Source organism: Janthinobacterium sp. P210005, assembly GCF_036231865.1.
GTDB lineage: Bacteria > Pseudomonadota > Gammaproteobacteria > Burkholderiales > Burkholderiaceae_D > Janthinobacterium > Janthinobacterium kumbetense.
In genome coordinates, this window is record NZ_JAZARC010000004.1 from 13,878 (window position 1) to 35,677 (window position 21,800).

Genomic DNA, 21,800 nt, shown 5'->3' on the forward strand with positions numbered 1-21,800 from the left:
CCCCGCCATAGCGCTTGCTGCGCGGCCTCCCGGCTGACGGGAGCCGCCCGGCAATCTCCCCGAAAAAAGCTGCGCCCGCAGGCTGCAATACCGCGCCGCGCAACTTGAGCCGTCACAATCAACAATGAATTTCTCTTCCGTGCGCGAAGCCCTGACTTCGCTCAGCCGCAGCAATGCCGGCGTCGCCGGCGCTGTGCTGCTCAGCATGCTCGCCTCCATCGCCCTGTGGACGGTGTTCCCGAATATCGACGATGAAAACCACTTACTGGAATGGCTGCAGGCGCTGTTCCTGGCCCTGGCCTGCAGCGTGCACGGCACGCGCGCCTGGCAAGAGACTGACCGCCAATCCTTGCGTTTCCTCATGCATGCCGGCTTGTCGGCCCTGCTGTTCGGCTTCCTGCTGCGCGAACTCGATATCGACCAGTTCGGCACGGCGCCCGCCTGGGCGCAGCTGGAAAAAGCCCTGCGCGTGGTGGAATTGCTGATATTGATACGCGTGCTGATCTTTTTCGCACCGCGCGCGCGCAAGGTATTTGCCCATGCGCCGCAGATTTTCAGCATGCGCATCACCATCCTGACGGCCATCGGCGGCTTGCTGATGGTTGCCGGCTGGCCCTTCGACAAGAAGGTCTTCCATGGCATGCCGGACGCCTATGCGCTGCTGGGCGAGGAAGTCTTCGAACTGGGCGCCTATCTGCTGCTGTTCCTCGCTTCGCTGTCCGACAGCGCGGCCGCCGCCCGCATCAGCCTGGCGCCGAAGACAAAGCTGGCCTAGCCCAGTTCAAACGAGGATGGCAGCGGCAACAGCCGCTGCAAGGTAGCGGCCACGCGCAGCAGGCGCGGGTCGTCGTCCTCGGCCTCGTCGCAGGTATCGTTGATACAGAAAAACGGCAAGCTGCCGAAACGCGCCGCCAGCTCCTCGAGCTGCTGCGGCGCCTGCACATCGCCGCTGGCGATATGCAGCGGGTCGAGCATGCGCGAGCGCGCCAGCCCCTGATGCACCATCCAGCGCGGCACCAGGTCGGGCAGCAAGGCCGGCACCTGCCACGAGCGGAACACCGTCGCGCGCACGCCGGCAAACATGGCCGGCGCCAGCCCTTCCAGTACCTGCAGCGCGCTTTTCAGCATGGGCCGCGGCGCATGCGCATACAGGCGCGGTTCATGCCGGTAATCGGCGTACTGCGCCGACAGCCATTGCCGCGACAAGGTGGCGCAATTGACGGGCGCCGCCACGTCGGCGCGCAAGCCCTGCAGCTCATCCTGCAGCGCGCTCTCCGTGAAAACACTCAACCGCCCGTCCCCTTCCCCGCCAAACCAGAATGCGGGTTCGAACGGCGCGCCGAAAAATACGTCGTCGTTCAGATACAGGAAACGCTCGGACAAACCCGGAATATGGTGCAGATACGATTCGATATGGCCGGAATCGAACACCGGCAGGGATGCATCGGGCATCAGGCTGGCATGGTCGATCACCGTCAGGCGCGGCGAGGCACGCAGCCAGCGGGGCACTTGCCGGTCCGTCAGCAGGTAGACGTGGCCGTGGCCGGGGAAGAAGCGCTCGAGCGCGCGCAGGTTGTAGCGCAGTTCGCCATTGTCGCGGTAGCGCCCCGCCACGTTGCCGTGCAGGGCCAGCTGGCCGGGATGCGCCTGCGCCCAGGCGGCATATGCCTGCTGCCGGCGCGCGCGCCAGGCGGGATCGGCGCCGTCCACCCACAGGTAGACGATGTCGATGCCGTTCAAGGCAGAGGGCTGGAGCCTGGCGCCGCCACGCAGTAATCGGCGATGGCGGCGAGCACGCTGGCGTTCTCGCCCACCGCCTCGACCACCTTCAGGCGCAGCGCCGGATGCTGCTGGCGCAATTCTTCCAGCAACAGCGGCAAGTCGCGCAGCACATGCCCGCCCTGCCCCAGGAACACGGGCACCACGGTGGCGTCCAGGATGGCGCCGGCGGGCAGCTGGGCCAGCAGGGTCGCCACCAGTTCGGGCAGGCGCGGCGACATCAGCTCCAGGAAGGCCAGGTGCACGCCGGTGCCCGGCATGCGCGCCTGGGTCAGGTCGCGCAGGCGCTCGAAGGGCGCGGCCCACGATGCGGCGCGCGCGCCATGGGCAAACAGGATCAGCGCCTGCTGCACGTTCGTCTCCATCAGTGCCGCTCCACCCACCACAGGGCGCCCAGCGCCAGCAGCAGGTACAGGGCGCTCGGCGCCACCGCCGTCAGGAAGGCCGGCCAGGTGCTGAGCAGGCCAAGATGCGAGAACAGGGTGTTGACCAGCATGAAGCTAACGCCGATCATGATGCCGATGAAGATCTTCAGGCTGATGCCGCCGCTGCGCGTATGCATGTAGGCGAACGGCAGCGCCAGCGCCATCAGCACGAAAATGGCCAGCGGATCGATCAGTTTTTTCCAGAAGGCGATGCGGAAACGCTCGGTTTCCTGCTTGTTCTCGGCCAGGTGGCGCGTGTACACGGCCAGTTCGCTGGCCGACATGCGCTCGGGATCGGACGCCGATACCGTCAGGATCTTCGGCGTCACTTCCGACGTCATGTCCTTGCTGGCGCTTTGCACCGTGCGCACCAGGCTCGTTTCCTGCCCATAGTAGTTCGCCAGCTTCGGCTCGAAGCCGGGCGAGGCGGCCGCGCTGTTCGAGAACGACGTTTCCGTCACCTCGGTCAGGCGCCAGATATTATTGCCCTGATACGTAGCTCCCTTGGCCACGGTCAAGGTGCGCAAACGCATATCGGTGTCAAATTCATACAGCTTGACGTTTTTCAGCTGGCCGTCCGGACGCGCTTCGCCGACATTGAAAAAGCGCGAACCGGTGACGGTGCCCGTCAAGCCCTCGCTCTTGACCATGTCCTTGGTCCACAGGCCGGAGCGGAATTCGCTCGACACGGCCGCGCCGCGCGAAGTCAGCTTGAGGCGTTCGGCCAGCGGTTCCGTGCGCGGCGTGATCAACTCGCCGAAGATGAAGGTGATGACGACGAAGACGATACCGATGCGGAACAGGAAGCCGGCCGCCATCGCCGTCGACATGCTCGATGCGCGCATGATGGTAAATTCGGAGCTGGCGGCAAACTGCGCCATCGTGTAGATGGTGCCGATCAGCGCCGCGATCGGCATCACCTCGTACACGTGTCCCGGCACCAGCACCAGCACGTACAGGAAGGCATACTGGATGGTGTAGCCGTTGCGCCCCACCTTGGGCAGTTCGCCCGTCAGGTCGATGAAGGCTTGCAGTGCCAGGAAGGCCAGCAGCACGAACAGCACCGCCTGGAATATCGAGACCGCAAAATAGCGCTGTAAAATCTTCATTTCGATGCCGCTTTACTTGTGTTGCCGGCGCGGCGCGCGCGCTTGAAAGCCGCCAGCAGGACCAGCGGATGATAGCGGTGGTTCACATTCAGGCGCCACGCGAACAGCCCCACCACGGCCAGCGCCGCCAGCAGGTGCAGCGGCCACCAGGCCAGGCCGAAGGTCAGCCGGCCCTGCTTCACGCTCGCTTCGATGACCTTGATCAGGTTGCTGTACGTAAAGAAAATCAGCAGGGCGATGATCAAATTGGTCGAACTGCCGGCACGCGGATTGACAAAGCCCAGCGGAATGGCCAGCAGGATCAGCATCAGGCCGATCAGGGGCGCACTGACCCGCCACAGCAATTCGGCCATGGTGTAGGGATTCGGCTCGGCGATGAGCGCCATGGTGCTCATGGCGCGCACGCCCAGTTCCGCGCCCAGTTCCTGCTGCTTGCTCTCGATGCGCATGATGTACTGCTCGAATTCCATGGTCTGGAAGTCCGCCTGCGTCGGCACGCCCTGGTAGCGGCGGCCGCTCTTGAGCACCAGGAAGCGTTCGCCCTTGGCGTCGGTGTTGATCACGCCTTCCTTGGCGACGACGACGACGGCGCTGCCTTTTTCATCGACGGTATTGACGAAGACGTTCTGCACCACGGTCTTCTCGCCGCTGACGCCCTCGACGAAGAAGATGCGGTTGCTGCCGGCCGATTCGCGGAACTGGCCAGGCGTGACTTTCTGCAGGTCTTCGCGCTTCTCGAAGCGCGCCACGTATTCATCGCTCTTCTTTTGCGCCCACGGCGTGGCGTACAGGCTCAGGATGCCGGTTGCCAGCACCAGCGGCAGGCCGAAGCTGAGCACGGGCCAGATCCAGCGCGACAGGCTCAGGCCGGAGGCGAACCACACCACCATCTCCGACTCCTTGTAGCTGCGGGTGACGACCATCAGCACCGAGATGAAACCGGTGAGGATGAGGATGGTGGGCAGCTGCATCAGGGCGGAAAAAACCATCAGCGACATGACGTCGGACGACGCGATTTTGCCGCCCGCCGCCTTGCCGAGAATACCGATCAGCATCCAGGTGAGCAGGATGCTGAACAAAACTGTGAAGGTGGCCCCGGCGGCACTAGCCAATTCACGTCGAAGGGCGCGTTGAAAGATCATTCGGAGTTTATAATTCGGGTCAGTTAGTTGAGTAACACGTTACTAGTAAATGAAAACGGAGAACCAAATGGACTTTAGCATAAAAGCATTCGATACCAAGAGCACCCTCGGCACGGCCAAAAGCGGATGCATCGCGGTTGCGGTATTCGAAAACAAAAAACTGTCGCCAGCGGCAAAATCGCTGGACAGCAAGGGTGCGATTTCGGCTGCGCTGAAGTCCGGCGACATCAGCGGCAAGCCTGGCAGCACTTTGCTGCTGCGCGCAGTCGATGGCGTCGCCGCCGAACGTGTTCTGCTGGTAGGCATGGGCAGCGATGACGCTGTCAGCGAAAAAAGCTTCGCGACCGGCGTACAAGCCGCACTGAAGGCCTTCGGCTCGCTGGGCGCTGCGGACGCCATTATCGCATTACCGCTGACTGAAGTGAAAGAGCGCGACGTAAATTGGGCAATCCGTTGCGTGGTGCAAGCCGCACATGACAGCGAATACCGCTGCGACTCGCAAAAAAGCAAAAAAGATCCGGCACCGGCAGGCGTGCGCAAGATCGTCCTGGCGGCGCCTGCAACGGCAGCCACGCGCGGCGCGCTGGCGCAAGCCATCGCCATCGCCAACGGTTCCGACCTGACGCGCAACCTGGGCGACCTGCCGGCGAACATCGCCAATCCGACCTACCTGGCCAACACGGCCAAGCAGCTGGCCAAGGTTTACAAGTTCGAAGTCGAAGTGCTGGACCGCAAACAGCTCGAAGCGCTGAAAATGGGCAGCTTCCTGTCCGTCACCAACGGCAGCGAGCAGCCGCCGAAGTTCATCGTCCTGAAACACATGGGCGGCAAGGCCAAGGATGCGCCAGTGGTCCTGGTCGGCAAGGGCATCACCTTCGACACGGGCGGCATTTCGATCAAGGCCGGTCCTGGCATGGATGAAATGAAGTACGACATGTGCGGCGCCGCCTCGGTCCTGGGCACCTTCCGCGCCATCGGCGAAATGAACCTGAAGCTGAACGTCATCGGCGTCATCGCCGCGTGCGAAAACATGCCCTCGGGCCGCGCCACCAAGCCGGGCGACATCGTCACCTCCATGAACGGCCTGACCATCGAAGTGCTGAACACGGACGCCGAAGGCCGTCTGGTACTGTGCGACGCGCTGACCTACGCCGAACGCTTCAAGCCGGCAGCCGTGGTCGATATCGCCACCCTGACGGGCGCTTGCGTCGTCGCCCTGGGCCACCACAACAGCGGCCTGTTTACGCGCAGCGATTCGGCGCATGACCAGCTGGCCAATGAATTGCTGGCAGCGGGCAAGCAGTCGAGCGACACGGCATGGCGCATGCCGATCGAAGAGGCGTACAACGAGCAGCTGAAGTCGAACTTCGCCGACCTGGCCAACATCGGCACGCCAGGCGGCGGTTCGGTGACGGCAGCGGCCTTCCTGGAAAACTTCACCAAGAAGTACACCTGGGCGCATCTGGACATCGCCGGCACGGCGTGGAAGTCGGGCGGCTCGAAGGGCGCGACCGGCCGTCCAGTGCCACTCTTGACGACGTTCCTGATCAACCGCGTGTAAGTTGACGCTTGCCGGCAGCGCCCTGCGCTATCGGCATCGCCAGGCACAAAAAACCGCCAGGTCTTGCGACCATGGCGGTTTTTTTATGTACGTTTGAATCAGTAGACGACGGGATCGGGAATCGGCAGCGGCGCCACTTTCGGCTGCACCACCGCTTCCGGCACGGCGGCGGCCGGCGGCGACGCTGAAATCGGCGCGGGCGGCGGCGCCAGGCGCGCGGGGTCCTGCATGACGATGGTCAAAATGGACGGGTAGTCGAAGCCGGCGCCCGTGTTGCGGTCGACGAAATAGCCGACGCCCAGGGTCAGGATGACATTGCCCCAGACGCTGCCATTGAGCTTGGGATCGATGTGGTCGTCCGTCGCGATGGCGGGCGAACCGTGCTTGCGGCAATCGACCTTCAGCGGTTCCTGGCTCTTGCGGATGGTGATGCGCCCGGGCGTGGTAACGAACCACTTGCCCACGTCGTTGCTGAGGATGCAGCCGGCGCCCGTCAGCTCGCGGTTGTCCTGGATGGTTTGCACCAGCACCATCTGCTCGGTGTTGCCCGTCAGCGTGGCGCAGCCGCCCAGGCCCAACAGCAGCAGCGTCCTGGCGGCAAAGGGAACAGACAGCGGCACGCGCATGGGAGCTCGCTTAACGGACGGGAATCGGCTGGTCGCCAGGCACGGCGACGGCGGTGACGCTGTTTTTCGGACTGCCCTCGATCAGGCGGTCGGAATACACGAGGTAGACCAGCGCATTGCGCTTGCTGTCGACCATGCGCACGACGCGCACGTGCTTGAAGAAGATCGAGGCACGCTCGGTAAACACTTCTTCCTGGCGCGGCAGCTTGCCCTTGAATTGCAGCGGCCCCACCTGGCGGCACGCCACGGCCGCATCGGCCTTGTCTTCGGCCAGGCCGACGGCGCCCTTGATGCCGCCCGTCTTGGCGCGCGACAGATAACAGCTGACGCCGGCGACGCGCGGATCGTCATACGCTTCGACGACGATCTTGTGGTCAGGGCCGATCAGTTTGAACACCGTGTCGACCGAACCGATGGTTTCGGCCTGCGCCGCGGCGCAGGCAAGGCCCAGCACCAGAGCGGCAGGCAGCAATTTACGCATGAAGAGTATCCCGGGCACGCACGCAGGCGGCCATCAGTTGATGGGAGCGAAACGCTGGACCATGACGCCTTCGACTTCGATCAGTTGAAAGAACACGTCTTTCGGCCGGGTCCAGATGGAACCGTCGGCGGCGCGATACACGATCATCGGCGTCAGATCCGCTTCCAGCGTGGCTTCGCACACCAGTTCATAAATGCCGCCCTTGTAGTGCCGATAACGCATCGCCGTCCCCTCAAGCCGTGGAATCTTCGCTCTTGTCGTCGGCCAGTGCCTTCTGCTTCTGCTTCAGGCCCTGGATCACTTTCAGTATGCCTTCCATGCCGGCCGCGCCATCGGCGCCGCTGAAGGCGTCGAGCACCTCATTGAGCACCTTGTTGCGCACGGTCGCTTCATCGGAAGACATTTCCAGCGCGCGCTGGGCTTTCGCCGCCTTTTCGGCCGCGCTCACGCGCGGCTTGGCAGCCGTCTTGCCATGCGTCAGAGCAGCCTGCCAGATAACCCAGCGGCGCTGGGTCTCGAAAATCAGGTACTCATCCGGTTTGTCTTCTCTTCGCCGCACAATGTGGCCGTCACGCTGCGCCCACGCTTCAAATGCAGTTCGCATTTTCTTCCTTTGCAAATGCTACGCGCAAGTCTCACTATTAAAACTGCAACATTTCAAAATAGTACCATCTATTGATGTCGCAAAACAGTCTCATAGATATAGTACTGCAATTTATATAACAAGTCTGGCGGCGCCAAGGACGGAATTGACACTCCGTCCCCGGCACAGTGGTCATGTAATCGGAATAGCAATTACAACTAATTACAACTGCTTCCTGTTCGGTTCTTAACTTGGCTGTAACAAAGCCGTATGACACAGTTGTTACACGGTGCCATTTTAGTAGTTTTTATCGCGTTTTAGCGAGAAACTTTACACCTTTGTCGCGTTAAACGGCCAGACGCATCCTGCCGCGCCAGCCACTTATGCCAAATCAAACATAGGGGTTGATCAATGATACACAAAAACATAATATTCATGCGCCACGATTGGTTAAGTATAAATATTTTATTTGCCCTCTTTTTCCCGGCAAGTAAATAAAGCCCGCACCGGCCAGGCAGCGCAGGACGCCGGCGACACGCATGCGGTAAGATTCGCGCCTATCGATACCAATTCAAGCAAGGATTTTTCCCATGAAACTCGCCACCTGGAACGTCAATTCGCTCAAAGTGCGCCTGCCGCAAGTGCTGCAATGGCTGACGGACAACCCGGTCGACATACTCTGCCTGCAAGAAACCAAGCTCACGGACGACAAGTTTCCCGTCGCCGAAATCGAGGCGGCCGGCTACCAGGTGGTCTTCAGCGGCCAGAAAACCTACAACGGCGTGGCCATCCTGTCGAAGCTGCCGATCACCGACGTGGTGAAGAACAACCCGCGCTATGAAGATGCGCAGCAGCGCATCCTGGCCGCCACCGTCAAAGGCGTGCGCGTCGTCTGCGCCTACGTGCCGAACGGCCAAAGCGTCGATTCGGACAAGTACGAGTACAAGCTGGGCTGGCTGGCCGCCCTGCACGACTGGCTGGCGGAAGAAGCACAGCAGCACCCGCAGCTGGCCGTCGTCGGCGACTACAACATCGCGCCGGACGACCGCGACGTGCACGACCCAGTCGCCTGGGCCGGCCAGGTACTGGTGTCGGACAAGGAACGCGCCGCCCTGCAGCGCCTGTTCGACATCGGCCTGACGGACGCCTTCCGCCTGTTCGAGCAGGCGGACAAATCGTTCAGCTGGTGGGATTACCGCCAACTGGGCTTCCGCCTGAACAAGGGCCTGCGCATCGACCACATCCTGCTCTCGCCCGCCCTCGCCGCCCGCTGCACGGCGTGCGTCATCGACCGCGTGCCCCGCAAGTGGGAACAGCCGTCCGACCACGCGCCCGTCGTGGCCACCATCGACTAGACAAGGCGTACATCATCGACAGTGGAGCACTCGCCCCGCAAATGGGAACAGCCGTCCGACCATGCACCCGTCGTGGCCACCATCGACTAGACAAGGCGCGCATCATCGACAGTGGAACACTCGCCCCGCAAGTGGGAACAGCCGTCCGACCACGCGCCCGTCGTGGCGACGATTGATTAACTAATGGCTATCCGCTCCAGCAAGGCCTGTGCGTTCACGGCAGGCACGGGCGCGGAAAACAGATAGCCCTGCGCATAGCGGCAGCCGTTCGCCTGCAGCAGGGCGAACTGCTCTTCCGTCTCCACGCCCTCGGCCACGGCCGACAATTGCAGGCTGTCGGCCAGCGCGATGATGGCCGCCACGATGGCGCGGTCTTCCCCGCTGTGTTCGAGGTCCTTGATGAAGGCGCGGTCGATCTTGACCTTCTTCACGGGGAAGCGCTTCAGGTAGGCCAGGCTGGAATAGCCGGTGCCGAAATCGTCGATCGACAGGCGCAAGCCCATGCCATTGATCTGCCGCAAAATCTCCAAGGTATGTTCGCCGTGCTGCATCAGCGCCGTCTCGGTGATCTCGAATTCCAGCAGCGCCGGATCGATGCCCGTTTCCCGCACCACGGTCCCGATGGCCGCCACCAAGCCCTTGTGCATGAACTGGCGCGGCGACAGATTCACCGCCAAGGGCACGGGCTGCAAGCCCTGGCGCTGCCAGGCCATGCTTTGCTCGCACGCCTGGCGCATCACCCACTCGCCCACCGGCACGATCAAGCCGTTTTCCTCCATGATGGGGATGAAGCGATCCGGCAGCACCAGGCCGTGGCCGGGACGGCGCCAGCGCAGCAGCACTTCCATGCCGTGCAGCCGGCGCGTGGCGATATCGATGACCGGCTGGTAAAACAGCTCGAACTGCTGCAGCGCCAGCGCCGTGCGCAAGCTGCTTTCCAGGTCGAAGTGCAGGGCCGCCGCCTGGTTCATCGTCTGCGTGAAGAACTGGTAATTATTGCGGCCATTGCCCTTCGCGTGGTACATGGCCGCATCCGCATGGCGCATCAGCGCGTCGACATCGCCGCCATCGTCCGGATACAGGCAGATGCCGATTGACGGCGTCACGTGCAGCACGTGGCCGTCGAGCGGAAAGGCGGGCGTCAGCGCCTCGATGACCTTCTCGGCCACGTGCGCCGCTTCGTCGCTGCCGCGGATGCCCGGCACCAGCACGACGAATTCATCGCCGCCCAGGCGCGCCACCGTGTCGCTGGCGCGCACGGCGCCGCACAGCCGGGCGGCCACTTCCTTGAGCAGCAGGTCGCCCGTCATGTGGCCCAGCGAATCGTTGATGGTCTTGAAGCGGTCCAGGTCGATGAACATCACGGCCAGCTTGCGCCCGGAGCGCTGCGCGGCCAGCATGGCCCGCTCCAGCCGGTCCGACAGCAGCGCGCGGTTCGGCAAGCCCGTCAGGTTGTCGTGGTACGCCATGTGATGCACCCGCGCCTCGGCCTGGCGCCGCTCGACGATTTCGCCCTGCAGCAGCAGGTTGGCGCCGGCCAGTTCGGCCGTGCGCTCCTGCACGCGCAATTCCAGCTCGTCGCGTGCGCGGCGCACCGCCTCGGCCGCCTCGCGGCGCGCCGTCACGTCGTCGACCAGCCACACGGAACGGCCATGTGCATGCGCCAGGTCGAACGGCCGGCCGGACAGGCGCGCCCAGAAGCGGCTGCCATCCTTGCGCACCAGCTGGTATTCGGACATGTGCACCCTGCCCGCATCGAAATCGCGCGCCGTCTCGCCGCGCGCCGCCTTCCACGCGGCCACGTCCGGATACAGGGCCTGCACCGACAGGCCGTTGATCTCGCCGGGCCCATAGCCGAACAGCTCTTCCATCTTGCTGTTGGCGCGCAAATTGTGGCCGCCCTCCACCACCGAGATGCCCAGCACGGCGCTGTCGAGGATGGCCTGGTTTTCCAGCAGCGCGTTGCGCAGGGATTCTTCGGCGCGCTTGGCCTCCGTGCGGTCCTCGATGATCCAGATGGTGCCGGCGGCGGGATCGTCGGGATTGACGACATAGGCGATCAGCTGCGCCCACAAGGTGCTGCCGTCGCGGCGCATCATTTCCACTTCCGTCTGGAAGGGCTTGGCCACGGACAGGAAGGGAAAGGCCGCCGCGCCCAGCAATTCATAGGATTGCTGCGACACGTACAGCGCGCGCCCGGGCAAGCCCAGCGCCTCGTCGCCGCTGTAGCCGAACATCGCGGCAAAGCCCAGGTTATAGCGCGTGATCTGGCGGTTCTTGGTATACAGGATGCTCACCGAGGCATTCGTCATGATGGCCGCCACTTCCATCTGCGTCTGGCGGCTGGCCGTGACGTCTTCCAGTATCCAGATGGCGCCCTGCTCGCTGTGCGCCTGATCGACGGCCTTGGCGCGGATGCGGCACCAGAACAGGCTGCCGTCGCGGCGGCGGAACAGCGATTCATCCTGCTCGTACGGCAAGCCCTGTCCCAGCAGCGGCGTGGCTTGCACGCCAAACGCCTCGTAGGCGGCGGGGGAGGGAAACAGCTCGGCGGCGGGCAAGCCCGTCATCTCCTCCTGCGCATAGCCGAACATTTCGGCGAAGCGGGGATTGCAGCGCAGGACCAGGCGCGAACGGGAAAACAGGATGCCGACGGAGGCGTTGTCGAGGATAGCCTGCTGCTCCAGCATCAGCTGGCGCGTCGCCTCCTCGGCCGCCTTCTGCGCGCTGCGGTCGTCGAATAGCCAGATCGTGTCGCGCAGGCCGCGGTCCGTCTGGCTCTCCGGATTCAGGACATAGCCATACGCCAGCGCCCAGAAAGTGGAACCGTCGCGGCGGCGCATCTCCATCTCGCCCTGGAACGGCTGGCCGCGCCGCAGCAGGGGCGACGCCTGCCTGACGACATTTTCATACGCCGCGCGCGAAGGATACAGGTCGGCGACGGCCATGCCCACGCCGCTGTCGCCATCGAAGCCGAAGCATTCGGCGAAGCGCCGGTTATAGCGCAGCACGCCCTTGTCGCGCTGAAAACCGATGGCCAGGGGCGCGTTATCCATCACGGCCTGCATTTCCAGCATGGCGCGGCGCAACTGGTCTTCATCGCGCCGGTGGTCGCTGATATCCTCGATGATCCAGACCGTGCCGTCATGCGTATTGAGGGGGTCGACGGCGCGCCCGTGCAGGCGGCTCCAGAACAAGCTGCCATCCTGGCGCCGCAGTTCCAGTTCGGTGCGGTACGGCTTGCCCTTCGACAGCAGCGGCGCTGCTTCCAGTCCCAGGGCGCGGCAATGCTCGGCGGAGCGGTACAGCACCGCGCCCGGCATGCCCGTCAACTGGTGGCGCGCGTAGCCGAGCATCTCGGCGGCGCGGATATTGCACTCTTCGATGAAGCCGCCCTTGGAAAAGACGATGCCGACGGCCGCGCTTTCCAGGATGGCCTGCTGCTCGAGCAGGGTCTTGCGCAAGGCGTGCTGGTCGCGCTGCTGCACGCGGATGTCGGCAAACACGAGGGTCGCGCCGGGCAAGCCATCGTCCACCAGCAGAGGCCGGGACCAGACCTGCACGGCGATGGCGCCCGCCGTCCCTTCCAGGCTGCTGTCCCAGTGCCGCTCGCGCCCGGCCGCACCGAGCGCGCCGCGCAGCATGCTGGTGCTCGACGCGCGGTAGGCGTCCGTAAAGCAGTCGGCCAGCAGCCGCCCCGCGATATCCCGGCCCAGCAGGGCCTGCAAGGCGCCATTCGCCGCCACCACCATGCCGCATGCATCGCAGGCGCAGGCCGGCAAGGCGATCAGTTGCAAGGCATCGGCGATGAAATCGGGACTGGTCGGTACGCGGTTCATGGACACCATGGGACGGTTAAGGACAAGATAAACATGCGCCTGGGAAAAAGATTCTTACAAGCATCATGGTGCTGCTAGATCATAAACCAGTTTCCCACGGTTTTTTCATATTCCTTATTGGCAATATCTGAAACACCACAGACCACCTGCAACACGCCCGTTGCAACGCCGTTGCATGGCTGGAAATTGAAACAAATCGTTTAGAATAAAGCATGCGCCGCCCTCCCCAACCTCCGCTCGACCACCGCGACAAACCCGTCATCTGGACCGTCTCCGTCTCGCGGCTGTTCGACCTGTTCCGCGACATCACGCTCGAATACGACGACCTGGCGACGATCGAACCGATCAACCTGGGTTTCGACGACGCCGTGCGCCACATCCGCGAGCGCATGGCCACGGAGCGCTGCGACGCCGTCATCGCGGCCGGTTCGAACGGCGCCTACCTGAAAGGCCGGCTGTCGGTACCGGTCATCATCGCCAAGGCCAGCGGCTACGACGTGATGCAGGCGCTGGCGCGCGCGCGGCGCATCTCGCCGCACATCGGCGTCGTCACCTACCAGGACCCGATGCCGGAACTGGCCGAATTTGCCGCCACCTTCGGCTTCCAGATCGCGCAGCGCACCTACGCCACAGAGGAAGACGCGCGCGCGCAGATCAATGAACTGAAGGCGGCCGGCGTCAAGGCCGTCGTCGGCGCGGGGCTCGTCACCGACCTGGCCGAGGAAGCGGGACTGGCCGCCGTCTTCGTGTATTCGGCCACGGCCATCCGGCGCGCCTTCGACGACGCGCTGGAACTGGCGCGCCTGACCCAGATCGAATCGAACCGCGGACGGCGCGCGGTGGTGGCCGACACCCTGCGCGCGCGCCACGGCCTGCACGATTTGCGCGGCGAATCGGAAGCGATGGAAGCGCTGCGCCAGTCGGTAGTGCTGTATGCCCGCTCGCCGGCGACGGTGCTGATCCAGGGCGAGACGGGCAGCGGCAAGGAACTGGTGGCGCAGGCGATCCACCGTGAAAGCCCGCGCAGCCTGGGCGCGAACCGGCCCTTCATCGCCATCAATTGCGGCGCCATCGCCGAATCCCTGCTGGAATCGGAACTGTTCGGCCACGAAGATGGCGCCTTCACGGGTGCGCGCCGGGGCGGCCATGCGGGCCTGTTCGAAGCGGCCAACCACGGCACCCTGTTCCTCGACGAAATCGGCGAAATGCCGCTGGCCCTGCAAACGCGATTGCTGCGCGTGCTGGAAGAGCGCGAAGTGGTGCGCGTGGGCGGCACGCGGCCCATCGCCATCAATGTGCGCATCATCAGCGCCACGCATTGCGACCTGGAACAGCGCATCCGCGAAGGACGCTTCCGCGCCGACCTGTTCTACCGCCTGGCCGTGCTGCGCCTGCATTTGCCCGCCTTGCGCGAACGCGCCAGCGACATTCCCGGCCTGGCCGAATGGTCGCTGAAAAACGCGCTGGCTGCGCTGGGCGCCCGTCCGCATCCCAACCTGCACGCGGAAATCCAGGCTTGCGCGCCGCTGCTGCGCCGCTACGACTGGCCCGGCAACGTGCGCGAACTGCGCAACCTGGCCGAACGCCTGGCGCTGTTCCTGGCCGCCGAACCGCTGCAGGCGCTGACGCCCGCCTTCGTGCTGGGCGTGGCGCCGGAACTGGCCAACGCTGCCGGCACGGCGGCGCTGCCGCCGGCGCCGGCCACCGCCGTCGCGCCGCGCCTGGAAGACGAAAGCGCCAGCGCCGTGCTGGCGCGCTTCGGCGGGCGCCGCGACGCCGCCGCCCAGTACCTCGGCATCAGCCGTACCACCTTGTGGCGCCGCCTGCGCGCCGGCTGATTTTTCCAACCAGACAAAAAACACCATGGATGACTGGGCTCACTTGCACGATTTATGGCAGCGCTGCACGGGACAAGGCGCCGCGAGCGGCAACCTGGGACTGGCGCGCGACCACAGCGACATCAAGGCGCTGTACGCACGCGGCATTTCGATGGAAGACGCGCTGCACTTCCTGTATCAGCAACGGCCGACCCTGCAAGCCTACACGGACTGGATCGCCGCGCGCACGCGCCCACGCCCGGCCCACGCCGGCAGTCCGCACGAGGACGTGCTGTCCGCCGCCGAACTGCGCCATTTCGAGGAGCACGGCTACCTGGTGCTGCGCGGCGCCGTGCCGCGCGCGCAGTGCGCCGCCGCCCGGGCGGCCATCTGGGACTACCTGGGCGCCAGCCCGGACGATGCGGCATCGTGGTACCAGCCGCACCCGGGCAAGCGGGGCCTGATGCTGCAGTTTTCCGACCACCCGGCCCTCGAGGAAAACCGCCACGTTGCGCACATCCGCCACGCCTACCAGCAGCTGTACGGCACTGGCGCCGGCATCTACGCCAGCATCGACAAGGTGAGCTTCAATGCTCCGGAAACGCCGCAGCACCGCTTCCTCGGCAGCGCCCTGCACTGGGACGTCAGCCTGCAGCAGCCGATTCCGTTCAAGCTGCAAGGCATGCTGTACCTGAGCGACTGTCCGGCACAACACGGCGCCTTCCACTGCGTGCCCGGCTTCCAGCACCGCATGGCCGGCTGGCTGCGGCAAGTGCCGCTAGGGCGCCAGCCGCGCGAATGGGCCGTCGAGGACTTGCGGCCCGTGCCCGTCGAAGGCATGGCCGGCGATTTCATCATCTGGCACCAGGCCCTGCCCCATTGCGCCACGCCCAACCGCGGCCCGGCGCCGCGCATGGTGCAATACCTGACCTACCATCCGGATCACTGCCAGGACCACGATGGGTGGATCTGAACCGTTCATCCCGTCCTGGCGCCGCTCATCCCGCGGCGCTGGCCGCGCGTTCCCGGCGCCGCTAGCATGGTCGTCAAGGAGGAGTACCCCATGAAACGAACACTGCAAACATTGATCTTGCTCAGTACGGCGCTGCTGGCGGGCGCCAGCCAGGCCGCCACGCCCCAGGCCTTCACGGTCGAGGTCACCGGACAAGGCCGTCCCCTGATCCTGATTCCCGGCCTCGCATCCTCGGGCGAAGTGTGGCAAGCCACGGTGGCGCGCCTGTGCGGCCCGCAAGCCGCGCGCCAATGCCATGTGCTGACGCTGGCCGGCTTTGCCGGCGTGGCACCCATCGAAGGCGACCTGCTGGCGCAGGCGGAACAGCAGCTGGCCGACTACATCGGCACCCGCAAACTGGGCCAGCCGGCCATCATCGGGCATAGCCTGGGCGGCTTCCTGGCCCTGAAAATGGCCATCGACCATCCGGCGCAAACGGGCAAGCTGGTGATCGTCGATTCGCTGCCGGCGCTGGGCGCGACGCAGCTGCCCACCATTACGCCGGAGCAGCTGCAAGCCATGTCGCAGCAGATGCAGGCGGCCATGCGGGCCCAGGATGCGGCGGCCGCCAGCGCCAGTCAGCACCGCACCGTCGCGGCCATGGCCAGCGCGCCGGCCGACGTGGAACGCATCATCGGCTGGGGCCAGCGCTCGGACCGCGAAACGGTGATCAAGGCCATGGGCACCCTGATGGCCAGCGACCTGCGCCAGGACGTGGCGAAAGTGCAGTCGCCCACCCTGGTGCTGGGCACCTGGATCGCCTACAAGGACTACGCGCCGCGCGCCGCCATCGAGGCCACGTTCCAGCAGCAGTACCGCCAGCTGCCCGGCGTGCAGATCGCGCTGGCCGACACGGCGCGCCACTTCATCATGTACGACCAGCCGGACTGGATGTTCGGCCAGATCGAACAATTCCTGCGTTGAGCCATGACGCCACCCCACCGCCCACCGCTGCTGGCTCGGATCGACTGGTACTGGACCTTCCAGCTGGCCGGCTGGGGCGCGCTGGCCTTGTTCAACAGCGTGTACGGCGGCTCCTCGCAACTGCGCATCGTCGCGACCATCGCCTGCTGGGGATCGCTGGGCGGCTTGCTGCTGTCGCACCTGTGGCATGGCGTGCTGCGCCGGCGCGGCTGGGCGGCAAACGGCTTGCGCTGGAAACGCATCGTGCCGTCGCTGATCCTGCTGGCCGCCATCCAGACGGCCAGTGTGACGGCCGTCTTCCACGTCATGTATCCGCCCGACATCCTGCGCGGCATCGCCTGGCTGCCTGGCGCGCTGCTGTTCTGGTTCGGGGTCTTCCTGACCTGGACGGTGTTTTACTTCACCGCGCTGTCGCTGCGCCGCGCCGCTCGCCTGGAAGCGGAAACCCTGCGCCTGCAGCTGCACGGACGGGAGGCCGAACTGCGCGCCCTGCAGGCGCAAGTCAATCCGCATTTTTTCTTCAACAGCCTCAATAGCGTGCGCGCGCTGATCTTCGAAGACCGCGAAGCGGCCGCGCACATGATCGACCAGCTGGCAGGCCTGATGCGCCACGCGCTGCAATCGGGCCAGCACGCCACGGTGCCGCTGGCGGCCGAACTGGACGCCGTGCGCGCCTATCTGGCCATCGAACAGATACGCTTCGAGGAACGCCTGCGCGTCAGCTTCGCGATCGAAATCGGCGCGCCCGACGTGGAACACGTGCGCGTGCCGCCCATGGCCCTGCAGACGCTGGTGGAAAACGCCGTCAAATACGGCGTCGAAGCGAGCGCCGAGGGCGCCGACATCCGCATCGCGGTGCGCCGCGCCAGCCCCGCCGACGGCGCGGCCATGCTGCAGATCGACGTGGCCAACACGGGTGCCTTGCGCGAACCGGGCAACTCTACCTGCGTCGGCCTGCGCAATGCGCGCCAGCGCCTGCAACTGGCTTGCGGCGAGCGCGCCAGCCTGGAATTGCGCGAACAGGCGGGCTGGGTGCACGCCACCATCCACCTGCCGGAGCGGGCATGAACGGCCAGCCGCTCAAGGTACTGCTGGTTGATGACGAGCGCCTGGCGCGCGCCGAACTGCGACGGCTGCTGGCGCCGCATGTGCAGCGCGGTGCCGTGGAAATCGCGGGCGAGGCGGCCAGCGCGGCCGACGCCGTCGCGCAGATCGGCAAGCTGCGGCCCGACCTGCTGCTGCTCGACGTGCAGATGCCGGGCGGCTCCGGCTTCGACCTGCTGGCCGCGCTCGACGATGCGCCCGACGTCATCTTTTGCACGGCCTTCGACCAGTACGCGCTGCAGGCGTTCGAGGTCAGCGCCCTCGACTACCTGCAAAAACCCGTGCAGGCGGCACGCCTGGCCACGGCGCTGGCACGCGCCGGCGCGCGGGCGCAGGCCGTGCCGCCGCCCGCGCCGCGCAAAGTCTTCATCAAGGATGGGGAGCGCTGCTGGTTCGTGGCGTTTGACGATATCCGCCTGCTGGAATCGGAAGGCAACTACACACGCGTGCATTTCGGCGCGCAGCGTCCGCTGATGCTGCGCACCCTGAACCAGCTGGAAGAAAAGCTCGATCCCGCCCTGTTCCTGCGCGCCAACCGGCGCCAGATCGTCAACCTGGCGCAGGTGGCACAAGTGGCGCCGAATGCGGCCGATGGCCTCGACCTGCACCTGCTGGACGGCAGCGTGGTCGAGGTGTCGCGCCGCCGCGCGCAACAGTTCAAGGCCGCCTGCGGCCTGTAGCGGGACTACTTCAGCGCGGGGATCGGCTGCGCCTGGAAGGCGGGGCGCGGCTGTTCCCTGAGCTTTTTCGCCAGCATGTCGAGCGCCACTTCCAGCTGGCGGTCGGCGCCATTGAAGGTGGCGTGCGGCGGATTTTCCACCTCCACGTCCGGCACCACGCCCACGCCTTCGATCAGCCACTGGCCATCGATGCCGAACTGGCCGTTTTCCGCCACGCGCGCCATGCCATTGTCGGCCAGGCGCGTATTGTCGCTGAGCCAGACGCCCGCGCCCGCCGTGCGCTTGCCCACCAGCGGCGCCAGCCCCAGGGCCTTGATGCCGGCGGCGAAGGTCTCGCCATCCGAATACGTGAGTTCGTCGACCAGCACGACCAGGTGGCCGCGGAAGGTATTCTGCATGTTCGACGACGGCTGCACGCCCGGCGGCGCCCAGTAGGCCCAGGCCTTGCGCAGCAGTTTTTCGATGATCCAGCTGTCGATATTGCCGCCGTTGTTGCGCCGCACATCGATGACCAGGCCTTCGCGGTTGACGTTCGCATAAAAATCGCGCGCGAACGAGGCGATGTCGTTCGGCCCCATGGCGCGCAGGTGCAGGTAGCCGATGCGTCCCTGCGAGGCAGCCGCCACCTGCTCGGCGCGGCTCAATTCCCAGTCGCCATAGCGCAGCGCCGTCTGTTTCGCCATGTTGACGGGCGTGACGATGACGGCGCGCGGCGCCCCCTTGCCCCGTTTGACCTGCAACAACACCTGCTTGTCAGCCTGGTTCAGCAGCAGGTCGCTGATGTCGCGCGCGCCCAAGACGTCCTTGCCGTTGACGGCCGTGATCACGTCGCCCGCCTTCACGTCCACGTCGGGCCGCGACAGGGGTGCGCGCGCCGAGGGCAGCTCCGCTTCGCTGCGGTAGACATGCTCGACCCGGTAGCCGTCGCTGGTGCGCGCCAGCACGGCGCCCAAGCCCGCCGGCATGCCCTCCTGCTCCGTGCGACGCAATTCGCCGGGGCGTATCTGCGAATGCAGGGCGCCCACTTCGGCCACCATCATGCCGAGCAAGTCATTGAGTTCGGCGCGGTCCGTGACCCGTTCGACCAGCGGCGCATATTTGTCGCGCGCCGCCTTCCAGTCCACGCCGCGCATCTTCGCGTCGTAGAGAAAATCGCGGTGCAAACGCCAGGCGTCGTTGAACATCTGCTTCCATTCCAGGCGCGGATTCGACACGAAAGTCCAGTCGTCGACCTTGACCTTGGCCTTCGACAGGTCGGCCGGCAGCTTGGCGCCCGCCTCGATCACCAGCATCTCGCCCGGTCCCGTGGCCGCCGCCGTACGGTAGTACAAATGCTTCTTGTCCTGCGCCAGGTCGAATTCGCGCACATTGGCCACCAGCAATTCCGGCTTGGAGCCGGTGTTGCCAATCGCCAAGGTCTTCAGGCTGGACTTGTTTTCGCCGCTGTCCCGCTCGAGGAAATACAGGCGCTTGTCATCGGCGGCCAGCGCGCTGTAATTGCCCGCCGCCAGCGGCACTTCATACAGGCGTTCGGCCAGGCCCTGGCTGACGATGGCCGGCAATGCGGCCGGCGCCTTTTTCACAGCACCCTTGCCGCCCGCCTTTTCCAGCGCTTTTTCCGCCGCCGATTCGGCCGCCTTTTCATCGTCCGTCTCGGGCGGTTTCACTCCCGGACGGCTCAGCTCATCGTCGGGCTGGAACGGGAAACGGTTGCCCGGCTGCAGCGCCAGCGCATACACGCCGGTGCGCTTGTCGAACACAGGCCCCATGTTGCGGTCGCCCCATGGCGAACCGTTGGCCAGCTGAAAATTGCGCGCCGACAAGAAATACAACCACTTGCCGTCCGGCGAAAAGACGGGCGAAGCGGACGTGTAGCGGTCGCTGGTGACGAATTGCAGCTGCTTCGACGCGAGGTTGTACAAGCCGATCTGCTCGCGCTGCTCGTTGCTGGCCACGCGCACGATGGCCAGGTTGCGGCTGTCGGGCGACCATTGCACTTCGTCATGCTTGTCCACGCCCGCCTTGCCCGCGTCGTCGATCAGCTGGTTGCCCCTGGTCGCCAGGTCCAGCAGCCAGAAGCGGCCTTTTTTATCCGTGTGGGCCAGCCAGCGCCCGTCCGGCGACGGATACAGTTTCCAGCGGTGATTATCGCCCTGCGTCGTCAGCTGCTCGCCCTTGCCCGAGCCGTCGGCGGCGTACTTCCAGATTTCATTCTCGCCGCTCGTGTCGACGATGGCGAAGACGGATTTCTCGTCGCTGGAAAAGACGGCGTCGCGCGCCCGCGCCCCTTCCGGAATGGCGATGTCGACGCGGCGCAGGCTGCCCGTGCCGGCGATGCTGACACGGCCCCTTGCAGTAAGGATGATGCGCTCATCCTTGCCCGACACCTGGACATTGCTCAAGGTATCGAGCGGTGAGCGGATCTGGCGCGCGCGCTGCTGGTCGAAATCGGACACGAGGCTGATGGCCAGCGGCTGCGAGGCGCCCGTTGCCGGGACGTTCAGGTCCAGCACGTGCAAATCGGCGCCCAGCTGGTAGACGATCTTGCCATCGCCCAGGGACGCATTGCGTACGTCCCACTGCGTGTGGCTCGTCAATGCGCGGCGGTCGGAGCCGTCGGGCAGCATGCTCCACAGATTGTCGCTGCCGCCCGCGTCGCTGATATAGTAGACACGGCCCTGCCACCACATGGGGCGCTTGTTGTTGCCAGCCAACACAGCGGGCTCCGCGTGCATGCGCACGGCCTCGCCCTTGCCATCGAGGTCATAGCGCCACAGGACGGCATGCGCGCCGCCCCGGTAGTTGCGCACATTGTCGTTGGTCATGGCCAGGCCGAAACGCGTGAAGAACAGCGTCTTGCCGGCGTCATCGAGCACGGCATCGTTGGCGTCGGCCACGGGAAACACGCGGCGCGTCTGTTTCACGGGATCGATGGCGGCAACGATGCGGCGCGACGCGGGACCGTCCGTATTTTGCGTGCTGACCAGCACTTCGCCCTGCGCCGTCCAGCCCAGCACCAGCACGCCGCCATTGTCGTACGAAATACGGCGCGGCAAGCCGCCTGCCAGCGGCATCACATACGCTTCCTGCGCCCCTTCATAGGCGGCGGAAAAGGCGATCCACTGGCCGTCGCGCGAAATCGCCGCATTCGTTTCATAGCCCGGATGCGTGGTCAAACGCTGCGCCGCGCCACCGCGCAGATTGCTTTTCCACAAGTCGCCTTCGGCCGTGAAGACGACGGTATCGCCGCGCACGGCGGGAAAGCGGAAGTAGCTGCTGGCAGGCGCGGCAGCGGCGGCAGCGCTCCCCAGCAAGCCGGCGGAAAAAAAGAGGAAGGCGAGAGTACGGGAAATTTTCATGTAG

Annotated in this window: 18 protein-coding genes; 8 read left to right on the plus strand and 10 right to left on the minus strand. The window is 65.2% G+C overall.

Annotated features, from left to right (window positions below; genetic code table 11):
• Positions 1–124 precede the first annotated feature (124 nt).
• Positions 125–775, plus strand: coding sequence for a hypothetical protein (locus tag VPH40_RS16680; protein ID WP_328573989.1), 651 nt, complete (start codon positions 125–127; stop codon positions 773–775).
• Here the strand turns inward: VPH40_RS16680 and VPH40_RS16685 are convergent.
• From VPH40_RS16685 to lptF, 4 genes are read right to left on the minus strand one after another with little or no spacing between them, the layout of a single operon-like run.
• The gene (locus VPH40_RS16685; protein ID WP_328573990.1) at positions 772–1,740 is read right to left on the minus strand and encodes a Stealth CR1 domain-containing protein; all 969 of its coding nucleotides are present in this window, start codon (positions 1,738–1,740) and stop codon (positions 772–774) included. The two genes, VPH40_RS16680 and VPH40_RS16685, sit on opposite strands and share 4 nt — an antisense overlap.
• Positions 1,737–2,144, minus strand: coding sequence for a sirohydrochlorin chelatase (locus tag VPH40_RS16690; RefSeq protein ID WP_099665039.1), 408 nt, complete (start codon positions 2,142–2,144; stop codon positions 1,737–1,739). Before VPH40_RS16690 ends, VPH40_RS16685 begins: the two co-directional genes overlap by 4 nt.
• Complete coding sequence (lptG, locus tag VPH40_RS16695) at positions 2,144–3,313, minus strand: LPS export ABC transporter permease LptG (protein WP_289900075.1); 1,170 nt, start codon at positions 3,311–3,313, stop codon at positions 2,144–2,146. The genes VPH40_RS16690 and lptG overlap by 1 nt, the downstream gene beginning before the upstream one ends.
• Positions 3,310–4,455 carry an LPS export ABC transporter permease LptF gene (gene lptF, locus VPH40_RS16700; RefSeq protein WP_077401100.1) on the minus strand — a complete coding sequence of 382 codons (1,146 nt, stop codon included), beginning with the start codon at positions 4,453–4,455 and terminating at the stop codon, positions 3,310–3,312. Before lptF ends, lptG begins: the two co-directional genes overlap by 4 nt.
• A gap of 67 nt (positions 4,456–4,522) precedes the next feature.
• On the opposite strand from lptF, the gene VPH40_RS16705 reads away from it, so the two are divergent.
• Positions 4,523–6,016, plus strand: a complete 1,494-nt coding sequence (locus VPH40_RS16705; protein ID WP_328573991.1) for a leucyl aminopeptidase — start codon at positions 4,523–4,525, stop codon at positions 6,014–6,016.
• Between the two features lie 98 nt (positions 6,017–6,114).
• Here VPH40_RS16705 and VPH40_RS16710 read toward each other — a convergent pair whose 3' ends face one another.
• The 4 genes from VPH40_RS16710 to VPH40_RS16725 are packed head-to-tail and all read right to left on the minus strand — an operon-like array spanning position 6,115 to position 7,727.
• On the minus strand, positions 6,115–6,642 hold the full coding sequence (locus VPH40_RS16710; protein ID WP_328573992.1) for a hypothetical protein: 528 nt from the start codon (positions 6,640–6,642) through the stop codon (positions 6,115–6,117).
• Positions 6,643–6,652: 10 nt separating this feature from the next.
• Positions 6,653–7,123 carry a CreA family protein gene (locus VPH40_RS16715; protein WP_077401094.1) on the minus strand — a complete coding sequence of 157 codons (471 nt, stop codon included), beginning with the start codon at positions 7,121–7,123 and terminating at the stop codon, positions 6,653–6,655.
• Positions 7,124–7,156: 33 nt separating this feature from the next.
• Entirely contained in the window at positions 7,157–7,345 is a 189-nt protein-coding gene (locus VPH40_RS16720; RefSeq protein WP_034782199.1) for a DUF1653 domain-containing protein, read from the minus strand.
• 10 nt (positions 7,346–7,355) lie between these two features.
• Positions 7,356–7,727, minus strand: coding sequence for a hypothetical protein (locus tag VPH40_RS16725; protein WP_034751548.1), 372 nt, complete (start codon positions 7,725–7,727; stop codon positions 7,356–7,358).
• 569 nt (positions 7,728–8,296) lie between these two features.
• Between VPH40_RS16725 and xth the strand changes: the two genes are divergently transcribed.
• A complete protein-coding gene (gene xth / locus VPH40_RS16730; protein WP_328573993.1) occupies positions 8,297–9,061 on the plus strand; it encodes an exodeoxyribonuclease III in 765 nt (254 codons plus the stop codon).
• A gap of 176 nt (positions 9,062–9,237) precedes the next feature.
• Here xth and VPH40_RS16735 read toward each other — a convergent pair whose 3' ends face one another.
• Positions 9,238–12,900, minus strand: a complete 3,663-nt coding sequence (locus VPH40_RS16735; protein ID WP_328573994.1) for a sensor domain-containing protein — start codon at positions 12,898–12,900, stop codon at positions 9,238–9,240.
• A gap of 212 nt (positions 12,901–13,112) precedes the next feature.
• Here VPH40_RS16735 and prpR point away from each other — a divergent pair, with 212 nt between their 5' ends.
• The 5 genes from prpR to VPH40_RS16760 all read left to right on the plus strand — a co-directional run bounded on the left by prpR (position 13,113) and on the right by VPH40_RS16760 (position 18,437).
• Entirely contained in the window at positions 13,113–14,738 is a 1,626-nt protein-coding gene (gene prpR / locus VPH40_RS16740) for a propionate catabolism operon regulatory protein PrpR (protein WP_099665044.1), read from the plus strand.
• Between the two features lie 25 nt (positions 14,739–14,763).
• Positions 14,764–15,690: a phytanoyl-CoA dioxygenase family protein gene (locus tag VPH40_RS16745; protein ID WP_328573995.1), complete on the plus strand. Its 927-nt coding sequence runs from the start codon at positions 14,764–14,766 to the stop codon at positions 15,688–15,690.
• Positions 15,691–15,780: 90 nt separating this feature from the next.
• Positions 15,781–16,653 (plus strand): alpha/beta fold hydrolase, encoded by an 873-nt coding sequence (locus VPH40_RS16750; protein WP_328573996.1) that lies wholly within the window; start codon positions 15,781–15,783, stop codon positions 16,651–16,653.
• Between the two features lie 3 nt (positions 16,654–16,656).
• Entirely contained in the window at positions 16,657–17,721 is a 1,065-nt protein-coding gene (locus tag VPH40_RS16755) for a sensor histidine kinase (protein WP_328573997.1), read from the plus strand.
• Positions 17,718–18,437 (plus strand): LytR/AlgR family response regulator transcription factor, encoded by a 720-nt coding sequence (locus VPH40_RS16760; protein WP_328573998.1) that lies wholly within the window; start codon positions 17,718–17,720, stop codon positions 18,435–18,437. The genes VPH40_RS16755 and VPH40_RS16760 overlap by 4 nt, the downstream gene beginning before the upstream one ends.
• Positions 18,438–18,442: 5 nt before the next feature.
• Here VPH40_RS16760 and VPH40_RS16765 read toward each other — a convergent pair whose 3' ends face one another.
• On the minus strand, positions 18,443–21,796 hold the full coding sequence (locus tag VPH40_RS16765; RefSeq protein WP_328573999.1) for a S41 family peptidase: 3,354 nt from the start codon (positions 21,794–21,796) through the stop codon (positions 18,443–18,445).
• Positions 21,797–21,800: the final 4 nt, after the last annotated feature.

Excerpts from the sequence above, each read along its gene's own strand:
- VPH40_RS16680 (WP_328573989.1), top strand. The coding sequence starts at position 125 with ATGAATTTCTCTTCCGTGCGCGAAGCCCTGACTTCGCTCAGCCGCAGC.
- VPH40_RS16690 (WP_099665039.1), bottom strand. The coding sequence starts at position 2,144 with ATGGAGACGAACGTGCAGCAGGCGCTGATCCTGTTTGCCCATGGCGCG.
- lptG (WP_289900075.1), bottom strand. The coding sequence starts at position 3,313 with ATGAAGATTTTACAGCGCTATTTTGCGGTCTCGATATTCCAGGCGGTG.
- lptF (WP_077401100.1), bottom strand. The coding sequence starts at position 4,455 with ATGATCTTTCAACGCGCCCTTCGACGTGAATTGGCTAGTGCCGCCGGG.
- VPH40_RS16705 (WP_328573991.1), top strand. The coding sequence starts at position 4,523 with ATGGACTTTAGCATAAAAGCATTCGATACCAAGAGCACCCTCGGCACG.
- VPH40_RS16710 (WP_328573992.1), bottom strand. The coding sequence starts at position 6,642 with ATGCGCGTGCCGCTGTCTGTTCCCTTTGCCGCCAGGACGCTGCTGCTG.
- VPH40_RS16715 (WP_077401094.1), bottom strand. The coding sequence starts at position 7,123 with ATGCGTAAATTGCTGCCTGCCGCTCTGGTGCTGGGCCTTGCCTGCGCC.
- VPH40_RS16720 (WP_034782199.1), bottom strand. The coding sequence starts at position 7,345 with ATGCGTTATCGGCACTACAAGGGCGGCATTTATGAACTGGTGTGCGAA.
- VPH40_RS16725 (WP_034751548.1), bottom strand. The coding sequence starts at position 7,727 with ATGCGAACTGCATTTGAAGCGTGGGCGCAGCGTGACGGCCACATTGTG.
- xth (WP_328573993.1), top strand. The coding sequence starts at position 8,297 with ATGAAACTCGCCACCTGGAACGTCAATTCGCTCAAAGTGCGCCTGCCG.
- VPH40_RS16735 (WP_328573994.1), bottom strand. The coding sequence starts at position 12,900 with ATGAACCGCGTACCGACCAGTCCCGATTTCATCGCCGATGCCTTGCAA.
- prpR (WP_099665044.1), top strand. The coding sequence starts at position 13,113 with ATGCGCCGCCCTCCCCAACCTCCGCTCGACCACCGCGACAAACCCGTC.
- VPH40_RS16745 (WP_328573995.1), top strand. The coding sequence starts at position 14,764 with ATGGATGACTGGGCTCACTTGCACGATTTATGGCAGCGCTGCACGGGA.
- VPH40_RS16750 (WP_328573996.1), top strand. The coding sequence starts at position 15,781 with ATGAAACGAACACTGCAAACATTGATCTTGCTCAGTACGGCGCTGCTG.
- VPH40_RS16755 (WP_328573997.1), top strand. The coding sequence starts at position 16,657 with ATGACGCCACCCCACCGCCCACCGCTGCTGGCTCGGATCGACTGGTAC.
- VPH40_RS16760 (WP_328573998.1), top strand. The coding sequence starts at position 17,718 with ATGAACGGCCAGCCGCTCAAGGTACTGCTGGTTGATGACGAGCGCCTG.
- VPH40_RS16765 (WP_328573999.1), bottom strand. The coding sequence starts at position 21,796 with ATGAAAATTTCCCGTACTCTCGCCTTCCTCTTTTTTTCCGCCGGCTTG.